This is a genomic window from Sphingobacterium sp. UGAL515B_05, from assembly GCF_033097525.1.
In the GTDB taxonomy this organism is placed as follows: domain Bacteria; phylum Bacteroidota; class Bacteroidia; order Sphingobacteriales; family Sphingobacteriaceae; genus Sphingobacterium.
On sequence record NZ_CP109907.1, the window covers coordinates 558,859 to 578,161 of the forward strand.

At 39.8% G+C, this 19,303-nt stretch carries 17 protein-coding genes; 10 read left to right on the plus strand and 7 right to left on the minus strand.

What is annotated here, in order from left to right; translation table 11 throughout:
- Nucleotides 1-261: 261 nt before the first annotated feature.
- Nucleotides 262-1,335 (minus strand): class I fructose-bisphosphate aldolase, encoded by a 1,074-nt coding sequence (locus OK025_RS02200; RefSeq protein ID WP_317668169.1) that lies wholly within the window; start codon nucleotides 1,333-1,335, stop codon nucleotides 262-264.
- A gap of 90 nt (nucleotides 1,336-1,425) precedes the next feature.
- Between OK025_RS02200 and rsmI the strand changes: the two genes are divergently transcribed.
- The 4 genes from rsmI to OK025_RS02220 all read left to right on the plus strand — a co-directional run bounded on the left by rsmI (nucleotide 1,426) and on the right by OK025_RS02220 (nucleotide 5,880).
- Complete coding sequence (rsmI, locus tag OK025_RS02205) at nucleotides 1,426-2,091, plus strand: 16S rRNA (cytidine(1402)-2'-O)-methyltransferase (RefSeq protein WP_083663502.1); 666 nt, start codon at nucleotides 1,426-1,428, stop codon at nucleotides 2,089-2,091.
- A 36-nt stretch (nucleotides 2,092-2,127) separates the two neighbouring features.
- Nucleotides 2,128-2,883: a PH domain-containing protein gene (locus OK025_RS02210; protein WP_317668170.1), complete on the plus strand. Its 756-nt coding sequence runs from the start codon at nucleotides 2,128-2,130 to the stop codon at nucleotides 2,881-2,883.
- A gap of 23 nt (nucleotides 2,884-2,906) precedes the next feature.
- Nucleotides 2,907-4,529 (plus strand): apolipoprotein N-acyltransferase, encoded by a 1,623-nt coding sequence (gene lnt, locus OK025_RS02215; protein ID WP_317668171.1) that lies wholly within the window; start codon nucleotides 2,907-2,909, stop codon nucleotides 4,527-4,529.
- A gap of 214 nt (nucleotides 4,530-4,743) precedes the next feature.
- Nucleotides 4,744-5,880, plus strand: a complete 1,137-nt coding sequence (locus tag OK025_RS02220; protein WP_317668172.1) for a cysteine desulfurase family protein — start codon at nucleotides 4,744-4,746, stop codon at nucleotides 5,878-5,880.
- Nucleotides 5,881-6,455: 575 nt separating this feature from the next.
- Here the strand turns inward: OK025_RS02220 and OK025_RS02225 are convergent.
- Together OK025_RS02225 and OK025_RS02230 are read right to left on the minus strand one after the other, a co-directional pair.
- A complete protein-coding gene (locus OK025_RS02225; protein WP_075991319.1) occupies nucleotides 6,456-6,875 on the minus strand; it encodes a copper resistance protein NlpE in 420 nt (139 codons plus the stop codon).
- 84 nt (nucleotides 6,876-6,959) lie between these two features.
- Entirely contained in the window at nucleotides 6,960-7,292 is a 333-nt protein-coding gene (locus OK025_RS02230) for a tetratricopeptide repeat protein (RefSeq protein WP_317668173.1), read from the minus strand.
- A 400-nt stretch (nucleotides 7,293-7,692) separates the two neighbouring features.
- Here OK025_RS02230 and OK025_RS02235 point away from each other — a divergent pair, with 400 nt between their 5' ends.
- The 5 genes from OK025_RS02235 (at nucleotide 7,693) to OK025_RS02255 (ending at nucleotide 12,948) form a co-directional block, all read left to right on the plus strand.
- Nucleotides 7,693-8,430 (plus strand): electron transfer flavoprotein subunit beta/FixA family protein, encoded by a 738-nt coding sequence (locus tag OK025_RS02235; RefSeq protein WP_153846577.1) that lies wholly within the window; start codon nucleotides 7,693-7,695, stop codon nucleotides 8,428-8,430.
- Nucleotides 8,431-8,450: 20 nt separating this feature from the next.
- Nucleotides 8,451-9,425 (plus strand): electron transfer flavoprotein subunit alpha/FixB family protein, encoded by a 975-nt coding sequence (locus tag OK025_RS02240; protein ID WP_317668174.1) that lies wholly within the window; start codon nucleotides 8,451-8,453, stop codon nucleotides 9,423-9,425.
- A gap of 115 nt (nucleotides 9,426-9,540) precedes the next feature.
- Nucleotides 9,541-10,167 (plus strand): bifunctional nuclease domain-containing protein, encoded by a 627-nt coding sequence (locus tag OK025_RS02245; RefSeq protein WP_046674002.1) that lies wholly within the window; start codon nucleotides 9,541-9,543, stop codon nucleotides 10,165-10,167.
- Nucleotides 10,168-10,212: 45 nt separating this feature from the next.
- Nucleotides 10,213-11,583: a nucleoside permease gene (locus tag OK025_RS02250; protein ID WP_317668175.1), complete on the plus strand. Its 1,371-nt coding sequence runs from the start codon at nucleotides 10,213-10,215 to the stop codon at nucleotides 11,581-11,583.
- A 39-nt stretch (nucleotides 11,584-11,622) separates the two neighbouring features.
- Entirely contained in the window at nucleotides 11,623-12,948 is a 1,326-nt protein-coding gene (locus OK025_RS02255) for a mechanosensitive ion channel family protein (protein WP_317668176.1), read from the plus strand.
- A 382-nt stretch (nucleotides 12,949-13,330) separates the two neighbouring features.
- Here the strand turns inward: OK025_RS02255 and OK025_RS02260 are convergent, their stop codons facing one another.
- The 3 genes from OK025_RS02260 to OK025_RS02270 form a co-directional block, all read right to left on the minus strand.
- The gene (locus OK025_RS02260) at nucleotides 13,331-14,890 is read right to left on the minus strand and encodes a calcineurin-like phosphoesterase C-terminal domain-containing protein (protein ID WP_317668177.1); all 1,560 of its coding nucleotides are present in this window, start codon (nucleotides 14,888-14,890) and stop codon (nucleotides 13,331-13,333) included.
- Nucleotides 14,891-15,232: 342 nt separating this feature from the next.
- Nucleotides 15,233-15,652 (minus strand): hypothetical protein, encoded by a 420-nt coding sequence (locus OK025_RS02265; RefSeq protein WP_317668178.1) that lies wholly within the window; start codon nucleotides 15,650-15,652, stop codon nucleotides 15,233-15,235.
- 175 nt (nucleotides 15,653-15,827) lie between these two features.
- Nucleotides 15,828-16,400 carry a C40 family peptidase gene (locus OK025_RS02270; protein ID WP_317668179.1) on the minus strand — a complete coding sequence of 191 codons (573 nt, stop codon included), beginning with the start codon at nucleotides 16,398-16,400 and terminating at the stop codon, nucleotides 15,828-15,830.
- Between the two features lie 306 nt (nucleotides 16,401-16,706).
- On the opposite strand from OK025_RS02270, the gene OK025_RS02275 reads away from it, so the two are divergent.
- A complete protein-coding gene (locus tag OK025_RS02275; protein ID WP_317668180.1) occupies nucleotides 16,707-17,603 on the plus strand; it encodes an EamA family transporter in 897 nt (298 codons plus the stop codon).
- A gap of 112 nt (nucleotides 17,604-17,715) precedes the next feature.
- Here OK025_RS02275 and mtaB read toward each other — a convergent pair whose 3' ends face one another.
- A complete protein-coding gene (gene mtaB / locus OK025_RS02280) occupies nucleotides 17,716-19,038 on the minus strand; it encodes a tRNA (N(6)-L-threonylcarbamoyladenosine(37)-C(2))-methylthiotransferase MtaB (protein WP_075991309.1) in 1,323 nt (440 codons plus the stop codon).
- Nucleotides 19,039-19,303 lie beyond the last annotated feature (265 nt).

Here is a 19,303-nt window from a genome sequence, read left to right on the forward strand (position 1 = left end):
TATTTACAAGCAATTTTATTCCTAAAGCACCATCCAAAAGGCTTTTTGACTGCTTTACGGCGCTCTATTTCCATCACACCGCACCGGCTAACATCCAGCAGGCTATGGAAGACTAGTCCTCCATGGTATCGATTTTTACAACCCATGATCCATAAAAAGAGCGTATCCATTAGGCACCTAATCGATACGCTCTACAATTCGATCTATACGACAAGCTTGTGATAAGATTCAACCTGACGAACTCATTGTGATGTACATTTGCTAAGCAATGCTTACTTCATCGCATAAATAAACATCCTGAATAGCATGTAATAATGCGACGGCTTCATTCATTGGCTTTTGGAAAGCCTTACGGCCAGATATCAACCCTGTACCGCCTGCACGCTTGTTGATAACCGCAGTTTTTACAGCTTCCTGGATATCATTCTGTCCCGAGGCCCCACCAGAATTGATTAAGCCAGCCCGACCGGCAAAGCAATTAAGTACCTGGTAGCGGCACAAATCAATAGGATGATCGGAAGAAAGCTGCGTATACATGCGTTCATCCAGCTTTCCATAACTACTTTTACCCATATTCAATGCTTTAAAGCCACCGTTCAATTCGGGTAGTTTTTGCTTAATAATATCCGCTTTGATCGTTACGCCCAAATGATTGGCCTGTCCAGTCAGGTCTGCAGCTAAATGATAATCTTTATCACCTACTTTAAACGCCGAGTTGCGCAGATAACACCACAACACAGTGGCCATCCCCAAAGAATGTGCTTCCTCAAATGCTTTTGCAACTTCGATAATCTGACGGTCTGATTCCTCAGATCCAAAATATATGGTCGCCCCTACCGCAACTGCCCCCATATTCCAGGCTTCGCGAATTGTTCCGTACAGGATCTGGTCGGCTCGATTGGGATAAGTCAATAGTTCATTATGATTGATTTTAACCAGAAACGGAATCTTGTGCGCATACTTTCGGGCAACGGCTCCTAAAACACCAAAGGTAGATGCCACGGCATTGCAATTTCCTTCCAAAGCTAGCTTGACAATATTTTCCGGATCAAAATACTGCGGGTTTGGTGCAAAGGAAGCTCCCGCACTGTGTTCGATTCCCTGATCCACAGGCAATATCGAAAGATAGCCAGTATTGGCTAACCGTCCCGTTCCAAAAAGTTGCCCCAAACTCCGCAAGACCTGCGGGCTACGATCACTCGAAGTATAGACCTGATCGATAAAACTTGCCGCCGGTAGGTGAAGCATTGATTTGGAAACTGCGGGTCGATCGAATTCTAACAAATAACTCGCTTCAGCACCTAAGTGTGCTTGAATTTTTTCAATGTATTGCATAATGTATTCTTAGCATTTATTATAAATAGAACTTCAAAAAGCACAGAATGTTTTAACATTGAATATAGCAAAAAAAACTTAACTTTGACCATGTTATATTTAGTTCCAACACCTATTGGCAATCTGGAGGACATGACGTTCCGTGCGATCAATGTCCTGAAAGAAGTGGACCTCATCTTAGCAGAGGATACAAGGACCAGCGCTCCGCTTTTGAAGCATTTTGGAATCGACAAAAAAGTATTTGCGCATCATCAGCACAATGAACATAAAGCGGTATCTGAAATCATTAAATTCCTGAAAGAAGGGCAAAACATTGCTTTGATTTCGGATGCAGGGACACCGGCAATCTCAGATCCGGGATTTTTGCTGGTACGTGAGGCCATCAAAGAAGGGCTCGAAGTGCAGTGCTTACCAGGAGCAACAGCTTTTGTACCTGCCCTTGTCAATTCGGGGCTTCCCAATGACCGTTTTTGCTTTGAAGGTTTTCTACCCGTAAAAAAAGGAAGGCAAACGCGCTTAAAAGCTTTGGCAGAGGAAAAAAGAACGATGATCTTCTACGAGTCGCCACATCGTATTCTCAAAACCATCGAAGAATTTATCACAGTTTTTGGCGCAGAAAGACAAGCTTCGATATCGCGCGAACTAAGCAAACTCTATGAAGAAAATGTTCGCGGAACATTAACTGATTTAAAATTACACTTTGAAAACAATCCGATTAAAGGAGAATTTGTATTTTGTGTAGCAGGATTGGAATAAATTTTGACAATCTTTAGGTATTAAAAAGTATTTGACATGAACATGGAACAATTTGCACAGGACGGGCAGGACATAAAAATCATTGAAAAATTGGTTACTAAAGTCCAAGATATGCTTACTCCAGGGGAAAAAATAGATTATATTGCAGTTCAAAAGAAACCTGCAGTTACTATTTTACCAGATAGTATCACCATCAGTAATAAGCGCATATTTATGTGCGAATTTACTAAACTGGGTCTGGCTACTGATTTTGAAATATTCGGTTGGCAAGATATCAAGGATATTGCCTTTAAGGAAGAAATATTCGGTTCAAAAGTTACGGTTATTCCATTTACGGGCGAAAATTTAAGCATAGACTATATCCCTAAAGTTCAGGCTAGGAAATTGTATCAATATATTAAAGCCGCCCTTGAAAACTATAAAAAAGCGGAATTGGCGGCCGAAAAAGAAAAAATAGTTATTGCTCCAACGGTTGCGAAGGAAGTGATTGTCGAACGACCAGAAAATAATACGCCTGTTCAGCCAGCATTTACAGCTCCGGCTGCTCCACAATCTTATGGGTCGGCTCAGCCAACTCCGCCGGCGTCAATTCAACCTCAACAACCGATCGGATCTACCCCTGCTGTTCCTCCAGTTTCGGCAGCTCCTATCGCCCCACCAGCTGCCGCAAAAGAAGAGGAAGATGATGAAATTACCTTAAAGCTCAAAAAATTAAAAACACTCTTCGACAAACAATTAATTACCCAAGAGGAATACGAGAGCAAAAAGAGAGAAGTTTTATCCAGTTTATAATCATAAATGGAAGAAAATATATAGTGAAAAACAACTATCTACTGGCACTTTTAAGTGCCTTTTTATTGTGGTTCGGCTGGCCTCCAATCCCTTATTCCAGTCCATTGCTATTTGTTGGGTTTGTTCCACTACTAATTGCTGTGGAAAACATTATCCGCAATGAAACATTCAAAAGAAAAGGTCGTAAAGTATTTCTTACAGCGGGACTCACGGCTGTTATTTGGAACACGGCTTCCATTTACTGGGTATACAACTCTATTTCAGCAGTGATGCCACCTTTTGCAGCTGTTGTCATCAGTCTGATCCCTTTTTGTCTTGGCGCCGCTTTAATGGCGCTGGCTTTCAGGCTATATGGGCAATTACGACGCAAAACGAACATCCTGTTATCCCTTTTCGGATTAATGGGATTCTGGATAAGCTATGAATTTCTACACGAATCCTGGGATTTAGCCTTCCCGTGGATGACTTTAGGCAATGGTTTCGCAAGTTTCCACCAATTGATCCAATGGTACGACATCACAGGGGTCTATGGCGGAACAATATGGATCTGGCTCGTCAATATCTTGGTATTTACACTTTACCTCAATGGAAAAGGACTTTATCCCATCAAACGTAAGATTGTCCCGATTGCCTCTTTGGCGACTATATTGTTGGTTCCCAGCGCCTACTCACTGATACGTTACTTCAACTACGAAGAACATCAGAATCCCGCGCAGATTGTTGTTGTTCAACCGAATATTGACCCTTATATTAAATTCCATTTAAGTCCCGAGGAACAATTAAACACCTTATTCTCCTTATCAAATTCAGTCGCCAAACCCAATACGGAGTTTTTTATCTGGCCTGAAACTGCACTTTCACAGAACGGCGATTTTGACGAGGAAAACTTTAGAGAAACCTATTCTTACCAGCGCATTTTAAAATTTTTAGATCAATATAAAAATGGCAATGTACTTTCAGGTATTGAAAGTTATCAGTTGTACAACTATTCCAAAACACCTACTGCACGTGAAATAGCACCCAATGTTTACCAGGATAATTTCAATGCTGCAACATTGATCGATTATTCCTCCAAACTTCAGTTTTACCATAAGTCCAAACTCGTGCCTGGCGTAGAACAAATGCCTTTTGGCGCAGCGATGAACTTCCTGAAACCTTTATTTAAAGCGTTCGGCGGTACGACAGGTGGCTATGGAAAACAGGCTGAGCCTTCGGTATTTTATGCCCAAAGCGGTATTGGTGCCGCACCCGTAATCTGTTATGAATCCATCTGGGGCAATTATGTTTCCCAATATGTCAAAAAAGGCGCTCAGTTTATTGCGATCATCACCAACGATGGCTGGTGGGGCAATACTTCGGGTAAAGACCAGCATTTACAGTATGCAAAACTGCGTGCGATTGAAAACAGGCGCTGGGTTGCCCGATCGGCAAATACAGGGATTTCAGGCTTTATCAATCAACGTGGCGATATTGTACAACAGACTAAATGGTGGCAGCCTGCAGCCCTAAATCAGGAAATTAATTTAAATGAAGAAATTACTGTCTACACGCAAGCAGGTGATATTGCTGCCTATTTGGGCCTGGCGCTCGCAATGGGCGGACTTGTGATACTCATCGTGGTCCGACGAAAAAAAGAACTTATCTAAATTGAAAAGTAGCGCCAAACTGAAATAGTGACTTGGCGCTATTTTTCTGTATTAGAGCGGAAAAGCATTAGTCCTATACCTTCTCCGGCAAAAAGCCTAATTCTAATGAGACCCCGGCACGCCAACGCCTATCAGCTATAATTAGGAAAATAAAATGATAAAAATAAGTCATTTAATACCTTTAATTTACTTTGGAGATTTGTAATTTTGCAGCATGCAAGTATATTTTGATAATGCAGCGACTACAGCCTTAGATCCTGAAGTAATAAAAGTAATGGTGGATGTGATGAACAATAACTTTGGAAATCCATCTTCTATCCATAGTCACGGACGACAAGTAAAAACAATTGTAGAAAAAGCACGTAAAACGATTGCCAATCTACTTCATGTATCTCCAGCAGAGATCTTCTTTACATCGGGTGGAACCGAGGCCGACAATATGGCCATTGTTAGGTCAATCGCCGACTTTGGGATAACCCATGCCATCACCTCACCTATTGAGCACCATGCCGTATTACATACCTTAGAAGAACTTGAAAAAGCCGGTAAGGTGCACCTCGACTTATTGGAAGTTGACGAGAAAGGTAATTTAAATCTCAACCAACTGGAAGAACTTTTAAGTACCAATCCGCGTACGTTTGTTTCCATTATGCATGCCAATAATGAGATCGGAAATCTCAACGATATTCAACATATCTCCGAGTTATGTCAAAAGTATAATGCGATATTCCATTCGGACACGGTACAGACCATGGGGCATTATCCACATGATCTTGGTAGCCTCAAAATAGATTTTATAACAGGGGCTGCACATAAATTCCATGGCCCAAAAGGGGTTGGTTTTCTTTACATCAATGCGAATAACAAGATTAAACCGTTAATCTATGGTGGAGCGCAAGAACGCAACATGCGTGGTGGAACAGAAAATGTCTATGGAATAGCGGGTCTTGCCAAAGCTTTAGAACTTGCCTATGAGCACATGGAAGAACACCACGCTTATATTCAAGGACTCAAATCTTACATGATCGACGAGTTGCAGAAAGCAATCCCCGAGATTGATTTTAATGGTGTTATTGAACCGGAAAAATCACTGTATACCGTACTGAATGTTTCTTTCCCTTGCAGTGACCTTGCCGACATGCTTTTATTCAACCTGGATATTGCGGGTATATCCTGCTCTGGTGGCAGCGCTTGCAGTTCAGGAACAGATATAGGCTCGCATGTATTGGGCGCTATAAAATCCAGCTCGGAACGACCTTCAGTTCGTTTTTCATTCTGCAAGCATAACACCAAAGAAGAAGTTGACTTCGTCATAGCAACGTTAAAAGAACTTTGCTCTAAAAACAACTAATATTTTAATAGTTGACAACAGACAACGAATAAAATCGCTCAATGTAGCGCTAATTAAAAATTCAAGCAAGAATTCTTAATTAGCTCTACATTGAGTTAGATAAGTTTAATCTTGATCCAACGCGTTATCAGAGCCGCAAGCTGGAGTGAGAGGACTTCCTCATCCAACAGTAAGTTACACGGCATATTTGTATTCGCTGAACCGTTCTGGATACATCCCCCCCCATTTTCGACAACTACCATAATTACCTGAACTTATACTTCCTCAACTTATACGGCATCCTAACAACTTAAACCTAAGAACAATTTTCAATCAGTTTTTAGACAGTAATTAGTCACTCCTTATTCAGTTTATACTGAGCAAGCACTGAACAAGCACTGAACAAACACTGTTAAAAGAGCCTATTTGATCCTAACTTGCTACGATTAAAAATTAAAAAGAAGAAGGGAAGAAAACTTTCAGTATAATCTCAATTTAAAGATTGTAATACTGGGAAAAGTGAATAATTTCAAAAAAATAAAAAAGCCGAAAATAGATTCGGCTTTTTCATTCTTCATACATCTTTTATGCTAGATTCAATTTTTTGTCAAAACATAATATTTGGAAATATCTCCCGTAATGTCATTTCCGGAAAGATCCAACTGACTGAGTATCCGATTTCCTAATTTGAACTTATAGTCAACGCCGTCCAGTGTAATGATGTTGCCATCCAATTTCCATTTTCCTTCACGCATAAACACATCATCACTTTTATTAAGGTATTTAGATGAATATTGGTAGGTGTTGTCAGCATGCAATGAAATAAGTGTTTCTATACCATCACAATCCGCACAAGGCATGACACCTTTGTATTCACCAATCACTACTTCCGCCTTATCCCTACCTTTTAGGTCCTGTAAATTATCTTTATAGACCGCAACACTTTGTTTGGGATTATCACATCCCACCATTCCAATTGTCAACAACAAACCCACAATCCAAATAAACCTTTTCATCTCATTCCAAATTCAAAAAAATCAGCATCTAACAGTTACACCAATAAATTCATAACAAATTAAATACCAAAAATTTAGAAAAGATTAAAAATCATCTTCATCCTCATCTGTCAAGAAGGACAATGCACCTTGTAACTCGCCCAAAGCATGGAAATTACGCGTCTTGCGAGCGATCTCAATTCCGGATCTATAGGTAGCAATCGCGGACTCCTGTTTATTTAATTTTTCGTACAATTTACCCAAATGATAATACGTTCCTACATAATCCGGATTCGTATGTACTAAATTCTCGAATCTCAACATAGCCTCTTGTTCATCTTCCTGCTTGAGATATTCAGCTGCAATTGCATATTTTAAAAAAGGATCTTCGGGGCTCTCCTTCAAAAATTCATTCAGTTGATCCAATCGTGTCGACATATCTTTTTTCTTTCAAACTTAGACAAATTGCATTTTATATGCAATTTAATTGTATATCCCCTTAAATAATCCCCCTTCTCTCCATGCCGTACAAAAGCCTTTTATAAACAGGTCCCCCGAGTGCGCTGCGATGCTTTCTAAAATTACTATGCTAGCATATAAAATGACAATTTACTGACGCAATAAATCCAATGTCAAAAACCGGCTATTTAAAATAAAAAATTACAAAAAAGACAACAAAACACCTAAATATCATATCACATCAAAAAAATACATATAAATAACTAATAAAATTAAAAATTCATCAAAATCAAAAGTCCACTCTTTAACAGAATTTAAAACGCCTTAGCGCTTTTTAATTGAAAGAAAATATGGTAAGTTTGAGTAAAACCAATCGTATATGAAAATATTAGTTTGTATAAGTAATGTCCCTGACACTACATCCAAAATCACTTTTACAAATGACAACACTGCATTTAATACAGCTGGTGTACAATTCATTATAAACCCTTATGATGAAATTGCTTTATCCAAAGCAGTTGAGTTGGCTGAAGGTGGAAAAGGAACCGTAACTGTCATCAATGTGGGCGATGCATCGACAGATGCAACCATTCGAAAAGCATTGGCAATTGGCGCAGACAACGCTGTACGGATTAACGCCGCTCCACGCGATGCTTGGTTTGTTGCTAATCAGATAGCAAAGTATGCCAAAGACAATGCATTTGACTTAATTTTAACTGGCCGCGAATCCATTGACTATAACGGTGCTCAAGTGGGGGCAATCGTAGGAGAACTGCTGCATATTCCTTCTGTTTCCATTGCCAAAAAAGTTGACATTGCGGGCGACGCAGTCACAGTTGAGCGCGAGATTGAAGGTGGAAAAGAAGTATTGACAGCAAAGCTACCAATCGTCATTGGTACAGCAGAAGGTGTTGCCGAGCCAAAAATACCTAATATGCGTGGTATTATGAGTGCGCGGACCAAACCATTGGATGTGCTGGAACCTTCCGCTATAGACGTTCTTGAACACATTGTCAGCTATGAGACACCAGCTCCGCGCGGTACGGTCAAACTTGTTGACGCTGCCGAGGTAGAAAAATTAGTTTCTCTTCTTCACGACGAAGCCAAAGTTATTTAATCTTTAAACGCTAAAACACCATGTCTATACTCGTATATGTAGAAAATACCGATGGAAAATTCAAAAAATCTGCTTTTGAAGTTGTTTCTTATGCAAAATCCATCGCCGATAACATACAGACTGATCTTGTTGCGATTTCAATTGGAAATGTCGCCGGAGACGAACTTGCCAGCTTGGGCAAGTACGGGGCTTCCAAAGTATTAAATGTCGACAATGAGCGACTCGCTTCTTTTGTAAACCAAGCGTATGCAAGCATCATTGCTGAGGCCGTAAAAAGTACCGGTTCAAAAATACTTGTGCTGTCCAACTCATTCTCGGGCAAAGGACTCGCTCCACGTATTGCAGCCAAATTAGAGGCTGGTCTGGCCGATGGCGCACTCGAATTGCCGAAAATCAATGGCGACAAACTGACTGTCAAAAAAACAGCGTTCTCCAATAAAGCGTTCGCTACACTCGAACTATCCTCGGATATAAAGGTCATCGCACTAAGTCCAAATGCATATGAAACAAAAGAGACCGGTGGTAGCGCAACTGTCGAAACTTTTGCTCCGAATATTGACCAAACAGATTTCACAACGATGGTCAAAGAGATTGTTCGAGCAACAGACAAAGTTTCCCTGCCGGAAGCTGAAATCGTCGTCTCTGCAGGCCGTGGTTTAAAAGGACCTGAAAACTGGGGTATGGTGGAAGAACTTGCAGACGTCCTCGGTGCCGCTACAGCATGTTCAAAACCCGTATCCGATGCAGGCTGGCGCCCGCACTCGGAGCACGTGGGCCAGACAGGTATTGTTGTTAGCCCCAATCTATACATTGCTATCGGTATATCCGGAGCAATACAGCATTTGGCGGGAGTAAGCTCTTCTAAAACAATCGTTGTCATCAATAAAGATCCAGAAGCACCCTTTTTCAAAGTGGCCGATTATGGAATTGTAGGCGATGCTTTCGACGTTGTTCCGAAATTAACGCAGGCATTGAAGGCTTACAAAGGTATTTAAAGCTTTCATCCGATATATTCTCCCCATTTATCCAAAATGAATGGGGAGTTTTTATTTGTTATAATTGCATATAAAAGCAAATTTATCTAAGTTTGTAGACCGCTTTGGAATTAAAATGAAGAAAATCAGATTAGATATCGTTGGTTTATCCTATAGTCAAACGCAATCTGGGGCTTATGCTCTTGTATTGGGAGAAGTGGAGGGCAACAGAAGATTGCCCATCATTATCGGCAGCCACGAGGCTCAAGCTATTGCTATTCGGATAGAGAAAATGATTCCTAGTCGTCCGCTGACACACGACCTATTTCAATCTTTTGCAGATTCTTTTGGTATTAAACTCATTGAAGTACTGATCTATAATCTGATTGAAGGGATATTTTATGCTAAAATTATCTGTTCCGACGGCAACAAGATTGTCGAGATTGATGCCCGCACATCCGATGCCGTTGCACTGGCTGTACGGTTTGAAGCTCCGATCTATGCCTACGAATTTATTATGTCCTCTGCTGGAATTATCATTGAGGGGCATGAGTTTGCATTTTTGGAAAACCTAGACAAATCCAATAAAGTTCAGGATCCAAGTGTTGTTGAGGTCGAAGAAAAAACACCTTCAAAATCCCCACAAAATCCTTTCTCCTCGTTGACAGATGAGCAACTGGAGCAAGCACTTAATCAGGCATTGACCGAAGAAAACTACGAGCAGGCTGCATTGATTAGGGATGAGATTTCCAAAAGAAAATAACTCCTTTCATTAAAGCGAAACAAAAATTTTAAATAACATCGATTTATGTCTATTAAATTAAGATTGACCATTATGAGCTTCTTTCAGTTTTTTGTCTGGGGAGCATGGTTGATTACAATAGCAAACTATTGGTTTGGCACAAAACAATGGGATGGTACACAATTTGGAGCTATTTTTGCAACCATGGGGATCGCTTCTTTATTTATGCCTACCCTGATGGGAATTATCGCCGATCGTTGGATAAATGCCGAAAGATTATATTTTATTCTTCACTTATGTTATGCGGGTGTTTTATTCTATTTACCTCAGGTAAATGATCCAAACACCTTTTTTTATGCGATGCTTGCGGCAATGTGTTTTTATATGCCGACTTTGGCCCTATCCAACTCCATTGCGTATACGGCATTGAATGAAAATAACTACGATTTGGTCAAGGCATTCCCGCCTATCCGGGTTTTCGGAACGATAGGTTTTATCGTTGCCATGTGGATCACCAATTTAACTGGCAACAAGGCCACAGCTTATCAATTTTATATCGCCGGAACCGCAGCTTTGGCCTTAAGTCTCTATGCTTTTACATTACCTAAATGTCCACCGAAGAAGTTACAACAGGAAGATGCTTCCTGGACACAGCTATTAGGCTTGGAAGCATTTAAACTTTTTGGAAATTATAAAATGGCATTATTTTTTATTTTTTCCATGTTCCTAGGTGCCGCACTCCAATTGACCAATGCCTACGGTGATGTGTTTTTGGATGAATTTAAATTCTACCCTAAATTTTCAGAATCTTTCGTTGTGAAATATTCGACCATCATTATGTCGATTTCGCAGATATCCGAAACACTTTTTATTCTTGCTATTCCATTTTTCCTCAAAAGATTCGGTATAAAAAAGGTCATGCTGATTTCGATGTTTGCCTGGGTATTACGTTTTGGATTATTCTCATTTGGTGACCCAGCAGGCGGCCTTTGGATGATTGTATTATCCTGCATCGTCTATGGTATGGCATTTGACTTCTTTAATATCTCAGGTTCTTTATTTGTTGAAACCTCAACAACATCAAGCATACGCAGCTCGGCACAAGGCTTATTTATGATGATGACAAATGGTTTCGGTGCCGTTGTAGGCAGTTTTGCATCGGGTTGGATCATTGACCATTACTTTACCAAAAGTTTTCAAAACAGCAAGGATCTCGCACACTATCTGGATACAACAATCGATAATACCCATTTTCTACATTTCCTGCAGGAAAAGAGTATTTCCATATTACCTGACGGCATGTTAAGTGGTAATCTCATGCTAAAAGACTGGCATGATATCTGGCTTGCATTTGCCATCTATACCTTGGTTATAGCAATCTTCTTTGCTGTATTCTTTAGACATAAACACGAACGTGAACCGCTAAACTCAAAATAACCGAAAGCCGCTAATTGCGGCTTTTTGTATATTTGTAACATGCAAAGCACAGCAACGGAATTATTCAAAGATTCCCAATCCTACATCTATAACTGGACATTTCAATGGATTAAACAACTTGGTCTTGATAATCAGGGAAGCCACTTTGTTAACTCGATCCTTTTACTCTTACTGGTTATCCTGTTTTTGATCGTCATTGACTATTTCACCAAAAGAACGTTACTCCTGTTAACAATCAAAGCCATCAGGCGAAGCACAAATCGCTTTGATGATCTATTGATCCGCAATAAAACGCTGAAACTTATTGCTCATTTTGTTCCGATATTAGTGGCACAATATATCATGCCCATTATCTTCATGGGTTTTCCAACCTGGAAAGAAAATAGCAATAAAGTACTTGACATAGCAACGACCGTAGTCAGTTTACTGATTATTCATTCGCTTCTGAAAAGTTTACGGGACATGCTGCGCATGAAAAAATCTTTTGCCGACAAGCCCCTGGAAAGTTATTTACAGGTCTGCCAGATTATCCTATTATTTATCGGTGGGACGATCTGCTTTTCGATATTGACAGGAAAATCCCCTTGGTCCTTCTTACTATCCTTGGGTGCCGCGTCAGCAATCTTGATGTTGGTATTCAAAGACACGATACTGGGATTTGTTGCCAGTATACAAGTTTCGGCCAATGACTCCATCCGTGTAGGCGATTGGATAGAAATGCCTAAATATGGCGCCGATGGAACTGTCAAAGAGATTAACCTCAATAATGTGAAAGTACAGAACTTTGATAAGACCATTACGACGATACCAACGCATACGCTCTTATCGGATTCTTTCAAAAATTACAGGGGCATGCAGCAATCGGGCGGGCGGCGCTTAAAGCGGGCCATAAATATCAAAATTTCCACGATCCGTTTTTTGGAAAATGAAGAAATTGAAAGGCTCAAAAATATACAGATTCTGCGGCCTTATATCGAGGAGCGTGCCAAGACAATTGACCAATTCAACACGGAACAGCAGATAGATCAATCAAGTCCCATAAACGGTCGCAAAATGACCAATTTAGGGATGTTCAGAGCTTATACACTCACCTATCTACGACAGAATCCCAATATTCACAAGACCATGCCCTTGATGGTGCGTCAACTTGCTTCAACCGAACACGGTGTTCCGGTCGAACTTTATTTCTTTGTAAATGATATCCGCTGGGAATATTACGAAGGAATTGTTTCGGATATATTCGACCACTTATTTGCTGCAACAAAATACTTCGACCTGGAGATCTTTGAAAATCCGGCATCAGATGATTTCCGGCAGGTTATCCGACAACAAAACCTTCATGACTTCGCAGACCAACAGCAATAAAAGCGAACTGAAAGTTCTGTCTGACCAATATCATCAGACACTCTAAAAAAAACGCTACGCAACTAACATTCATATATCAGGTTAACTACCCAACAAAGCTTGTGGCTGTAAACCGTATAAAGGGTACAAACAGATCATAGTAGTAGGATTTAAATTTTGGCAACATCATTTAAAGTGAAAGGTCTAAAAACAGTGAAAGGTAATCTGGGGAGATTACCTTCACTTTAAAAACAAACTAAATTTTCAGACGTGTTTCACAACAGATCTACACATTAACCCTAACTCTTTATGAATCAAAAATTACTCTACACAAATATAGGATGGTTATGTTAAGTGCATCTTAAGCTATCTTTAAACTTAAAACAACTCTACAACCGGTTATTTATCTCACCTCAATAGTCTTCGTTGCTAGGTGTACTCGGTTGAAAAGATCAACAGCCTGAACCTCAATCTGATATTTACCAGCTTTTAATTTGGGCAAATTAGCCGTCCACAAATGACTGGATTTTTCAGGGTTTGAAGGTCTACGCGTATTCTTTAATTCAGTTGCTGTATCGTACTTAGCCAAAGAATTTAGAAACGCTGGATCGTTTTCATTGACAAAATCCATTTCCTTCCATTCGCCCTGATTGATTCTATACCTTACCTTGTCACCTTCCCTTCCAATAAAAAAATTAGCGTATATCGGATATCTCTTTGTGTATTTTTCTGGAACGACCGAAGCTCCATATAAATCGATCTGATACGTTGCCGGCTTACCGACAACCTTATAATCAAAACTGTATTGGTTGCCCTCGATTTTTAAAATGGCATAGCCTTTTGGTGTACCGTCCCGCATCGTAGAAACAGGAATTCCTTTTTCATTCAACTCGCCCGAATACCAGTCGCCCGATGTTGTACCTACATTATATTCGTGATGTGGCTTTTCTTGCTTCCACCCGTCCTTTTGTCCATAAAAATATTGGCGCTGAAAGTGTGTATGCGCTGACAAAGACAAGGTATGCTTAAATGGAGCCAAAATATCGAACAGACGTTGTCTATCTTCATTACGAAAGACATCCGAGTTTTGATGATATAAAGGAATATGAAATGCCAATACAATCAATTTATCTTTAGCTACGTTTTTTAAGTCATTTTCCACAAAATCAAGCTGATCTTTACGGAATCCACCCAAATAACCTTTTCCTGTCCGTGGATTCGGATAAATGATATTATCAAGAATGATAAAATGTGTATTCCCATAGTTGAACGCAAAGTTATTGGGACCAAAAGTCTGCTCGAACGATTCATCGGAGAGGCTATCCTCTTTGGCATCATAGTTCATATCGTGGTTTCCCATCACATTATACCACGGCAGCCCCATCGTTGAAATTACCGATTTATACTTTGGCTGTAGTAAAAGATCGTCTCCCACTAAGTCACCTAAGCTGATACCGAATTTCGCAATTGTCTTATCCGAAATCTCATTGATCACACCATTTTTGAAATAGGCTAGTTCTTCCTCCGTATAGGCTTGTGGATCACCAAAGACAAAAGCTGAAAAGTTAGGATCTTCATCTTGTTGGTACAATGCAAAATTTACAGCAGCCGGTATTTTTCCTGTAGCAGCAACAGCCGGGTATTTTGAAGCTGGACTACCGTTTAACTTATGGATATAATAAAATTTTGGATGGTTATATTCATCCAAAGGCAAAGCGTAGCCTGAAGGTTTAACCACGAAAATGATGTTGTCATTTCCAACAGGCAACTGATAATTACCATCTTTATCGGTTGTCGTCACCTCACGCCCGTTACTAACAGCAACGGAGGCAACGCCTCTTTCGTTTTTATCCAATTTTCCGTTTTTGTTTACGTCAAGATAAACTTTTCCTTTCGCAAAATCTTGGGCCTGCACCGCGTTTACGAATGCCCAGGAAATTGCTAATGCCAAAAATGCTTTCATATGAAATTTTGTTTTGGCGCTAAAGTATTCGATTCACGTTAAGGGAATATAAAGAGAACATCAAGAATTTATCAAAAAACAGAAAGAACGATTTACCATCAATGTAGTAATTAACCCATATTTAAAGTATACCGACAGGGATATCGCACATCCTTCCTATGGTTTCATCCAAATGAGCCCCCTTCAGGTCCCTATTAACTCCCTATTCCCTCCTATTAGTATGTATATGTTGTTCGCTGATAAATCCATCTTCTTACCCTTGCTCCCAGACGAATATTGGGCACAAAAAAAGAGAAACCAATTGCTTGATTTCTCTCTTTACCCTTAGGGTTTATTTCTTAACTATCGGGCTTGCGCGGTAGCCAACATACGGTTGACTTCATCGATCATTGATTTTGCTGCGTCGTGCATACGCGGGTTGCCTGCAAAATCTGCATCTAAAGTAATATGCTTGGACTTATCTTTATAGTTGAACTCTAAATAAAAACGGGGAACTTTAGAATGTGTTGAATCCTGCTGCCATTCAGGACCAGTCATATCGGTATCCAAGTTCCAAAAGCCGAGCTCCATTGCTTTGCGGTGCAGGTACAACAAATCGTCTTTTGTAAATTTTACAGTATCGGTAATTAAAGAATCTTTTTTGTCTAAATACTTATAGATGCGTGTTTTTGAATTGTATTCGTTGACCATGTGATTCGGTTCGCCGTATTTGAATTCAATGGATTCAAAATCAGCAAAACGAAAAGGGGCATTTTTGATCATGTTACTATAGTAATAAACACAATACATCAAAAACGGCACAATAATACAAAGGCCCAAAAAAATCTTCTTACTCTTTATTGTCATTTCTATAAAATTTTGACAAAAATAAGGATTTATATAGGGTATAAAAGTTTATATCAAGATATGACATAAAACCTACATGAAATTCACGCATTTAGATATTCGGAGAGCCCGCGTCAACAAAGGTCTTAGCATACCAGCTGTCGGAAAGATCAGAGATGATAACACCTTTCCGTGTCGAAACATGAACAAACTTATTATTATGCAGGTATACACCTACATGATCTATCCCATTTCGTCCGAAAGAAAAAAACACCAGATCTCCTTCTTCAAGTTTATCTACCTTTTTTCTTTTTACTATTCCTTCCATGTCACGCGAAGTCCGGGGCAAATTCCCTTTATATACTTCAATATAGAGCAGATTAACAAATCCCGAGCAATCTACCCCCGATTTGGTCTGTCCACCCATACGATGCGGTATGCCCATCCAATCGTCAATAAATGAATAAAGGTGTGGATTTAGTTTTTTTGTACTCACATTGAGTAAGTCTGCATAATTGTCAAGTCGGGATCCGGAAAAGGTTTTTCCGCGCGCTGAGCTCGCATCTGTCAAAACAACGCCATTGGAAGAATGTGTGTTGGAGCTAAGTACCTTTTTCTTCGTTGAACAACTGCTCAAAAATAGAACTGCACCTAAAAAGAAGATAAAATAAGATCTGACACTCATGCTGTTCGATTTACGTTCTTGCTTAACAAACTCACTTGCCTAACAAACTTAATTAAATTGCTGTTTATATCCAATAAATCTGCCCACTTCTAAAAAACAATTTACTCCTATGACCTCGGCTATAAAGCCATCCCCGCAACATGTTACGACGAACAGCAATGTTTCCAGTCAATGAATTTCACCTGTTGGATGCATTTACTCCTTACTGTAAAGCTTGTCCCCGAAGATTGCTTTTCTTGATAAGAACGTCAGATAAGAAAAAGAATTGTTCAGAAATCGTAACTTTGACGCCTAATTTATTTGAGAATGGAAAAATTAAAAGGTGCATTAGCTGTCTTTTTAGGTGCGAGTAGTTTTGGGATACTATCAACGTTTGTTAAAAAAGCCTATGGTAAAGGGTTGACTTTAGGAGAGGTAACGGGAATTCAGGTATTGTTTGGCATGCTTATCCTGTGGCTTATCTATATTGTCATCAAACTCTTTTCTGCAAAGTCATTTCACTCTTCAAGCAAGAAATCTTCATGGATCAAGATATTAATCAGTGGTACCTCTACCGGTTTGGTGAGTATCCTCTATTACAAATGTGTGCAGCTTGTTCCGGCTTCGTTGGCCATTGTGCTGTTGATGCAGTATATCTGGATCGGTGTCCTGATTGAATTTATCTTTTTCAAGGCAAAACCTTCAAAAAACAACTTGATTGGCATCGGCATTGTACTCATTGCAACATTATTAGCGACTGGACTTATTGAAAAAGGCGTACAACACCTCAACTTAACAGGTGTCTTATTTGGTCTTTTAGCGGCGACAGCCTATTCGGTCTTCATGATCGTGAATGGCCGTGTCGGCAATGACTATCACCCCATTCAAAAAAGTGCTATTATGGTAACGGGGGCCTGTATCATGGTCTTTACCTTATTTCCGCCTGCTTATTTATTGAATGGTCAATTTGATGGTAACTTTCTCTATTTCGGTTTGATCCTTTCTCTATTTGGCACAGTCATCCCGCCTTTACTATTTGCCTACGGCTTACCTAAAACGGGCTTTTCCTTAGGGGGAATATTGAGTTCGGCGGAGTTACCAGTAGCCACCTGTATGTCATTTTTTATACTTCATGAAAGTGTATCCACGATACAATGGCTCGGGGTACTTATGATCTTGGGTACCGTCATCTGGTTGAACGCAGCAAAGAGCAGTGCTCATTAGGGGGCAATCAATAGGAAAATTAGGAAATCCCTTTAACGAAAAAAGGCAATCTTACTAGAGAAGATTGCCTTTTTTGTATGTTATAAATCTTAATATGATATCCTTAAAAAAATTAATGTGTCAGTGTCTCCGGAATTTCTTCTACCTCCACTTCACAGGAATCCGTTACGTCCATAAATTTAACCGGCACAACCTCATTCACCAATAATGGATCGTATAAGGTCCGTACTTTAACATAGTTTTTAGAAAAACCATGCATATATCCATCTTTTTCATCGGCCTCAAACAAGACATCACCAGTCTCGCCAAGCTGTGACTCATAAAAAGCACGGCGCTTCTTCTCCGAAAGGATATGCAACATTTTGCTACGGTCACTACGTTGAGCTCCCGGCACAGCACCGTCCATTTGAGCTGCAATCGTATTCTCTCTTTCTGAATAGGTAAAGACATGCAGATAAGAAATATCCAAATCATTCAAGAAATTGTACGTGTCGATAAAGTCTTCACGTGTTTCTCCCGGAAATCCGACAATAACGTCAACACCAATACAGCAATTAGGCATCAATGACTTGATAAATGCGACGCGCTCTGTGTAAAGTTCTCTTTTGTACCTTCTGCGCATTAAACTCAGAATTTTATTGCTTCCAGACTGCAGTGGCATATGGAAATGTGGAACAAAACGTTTTGATTGTGCCACAAACTCAATAATATCGTTGGAAAGAAGATTAGGTTCTATCGAAGAAATCCGAATCCTGTCGATACCTTCGACTTCATCCAAAGCCTTTACCAAATCCAAGAATCGATCTTCACGCTTACCATCCCGAATACCAAAATCACCAATATTAACTCCCGTTAACACAATTTCTTTTACGCCTGAAGCTGCAATTTCTTCCGCTTGACGCACAATATCTTCGATCTTACCCGAGCGGCTTCCGCCACGTGCCAGAGGAATCGTACAAAATGTACATGAATAATCGCACCCGTCCTGTACTTTTAGGAAGGTACGCGTACGATCGCCAATCGAATAAGCCGAGACAAATTGATTGGTCTCATCGATTGGACCATTATAAACGATCGTTTTTTCCTGTTTCGTCAAATCATTGATATGCTCAATAATATTAAACTTTTCAGCTGCACCTAAGACCATATCCACTCCGGGAATCTCTGCTATCTCTTTTGGTTTTAGCTGCGCATAACAGCCAACAATCGTAATATAGGCGTTGGGAGAGTGCTTTAATGCTTCCTTCACTACTTTTCTACACTTCTTGTCAGCATTATCCGTTACCGAACATGTATTGATTACATAAACGTCTGCACGGCTATTGAACGCTGTGGTATCATAGCCCGCATCTTTAAATAAACGACCAATGGATGATGTCTCCGAATAATTCAGTTTACATCCAAGTGTATAAAAAGCTACTTTTTTATTCTCCATAATATTTTGCAAAATTACATTTTTTTTCAGTAACCGCTCTTATCATTTTAAGTTTTGACTTTCTCGTTATAAGGATTTTCCTTAGTTTTGACTATCTTGAAAGGCTGAATGCACCGGCGGCTTATTACAGGCAAACGAAATTAGTCCGGACATGATGTATTCAAATATTCCCCGATTGAGAATCAGACACATAAAATAGCGCTATTCGTCCCTATCCAGTTCGATTATAGCATTGATATTTAGTATTTAATAATTACTTTTTTAC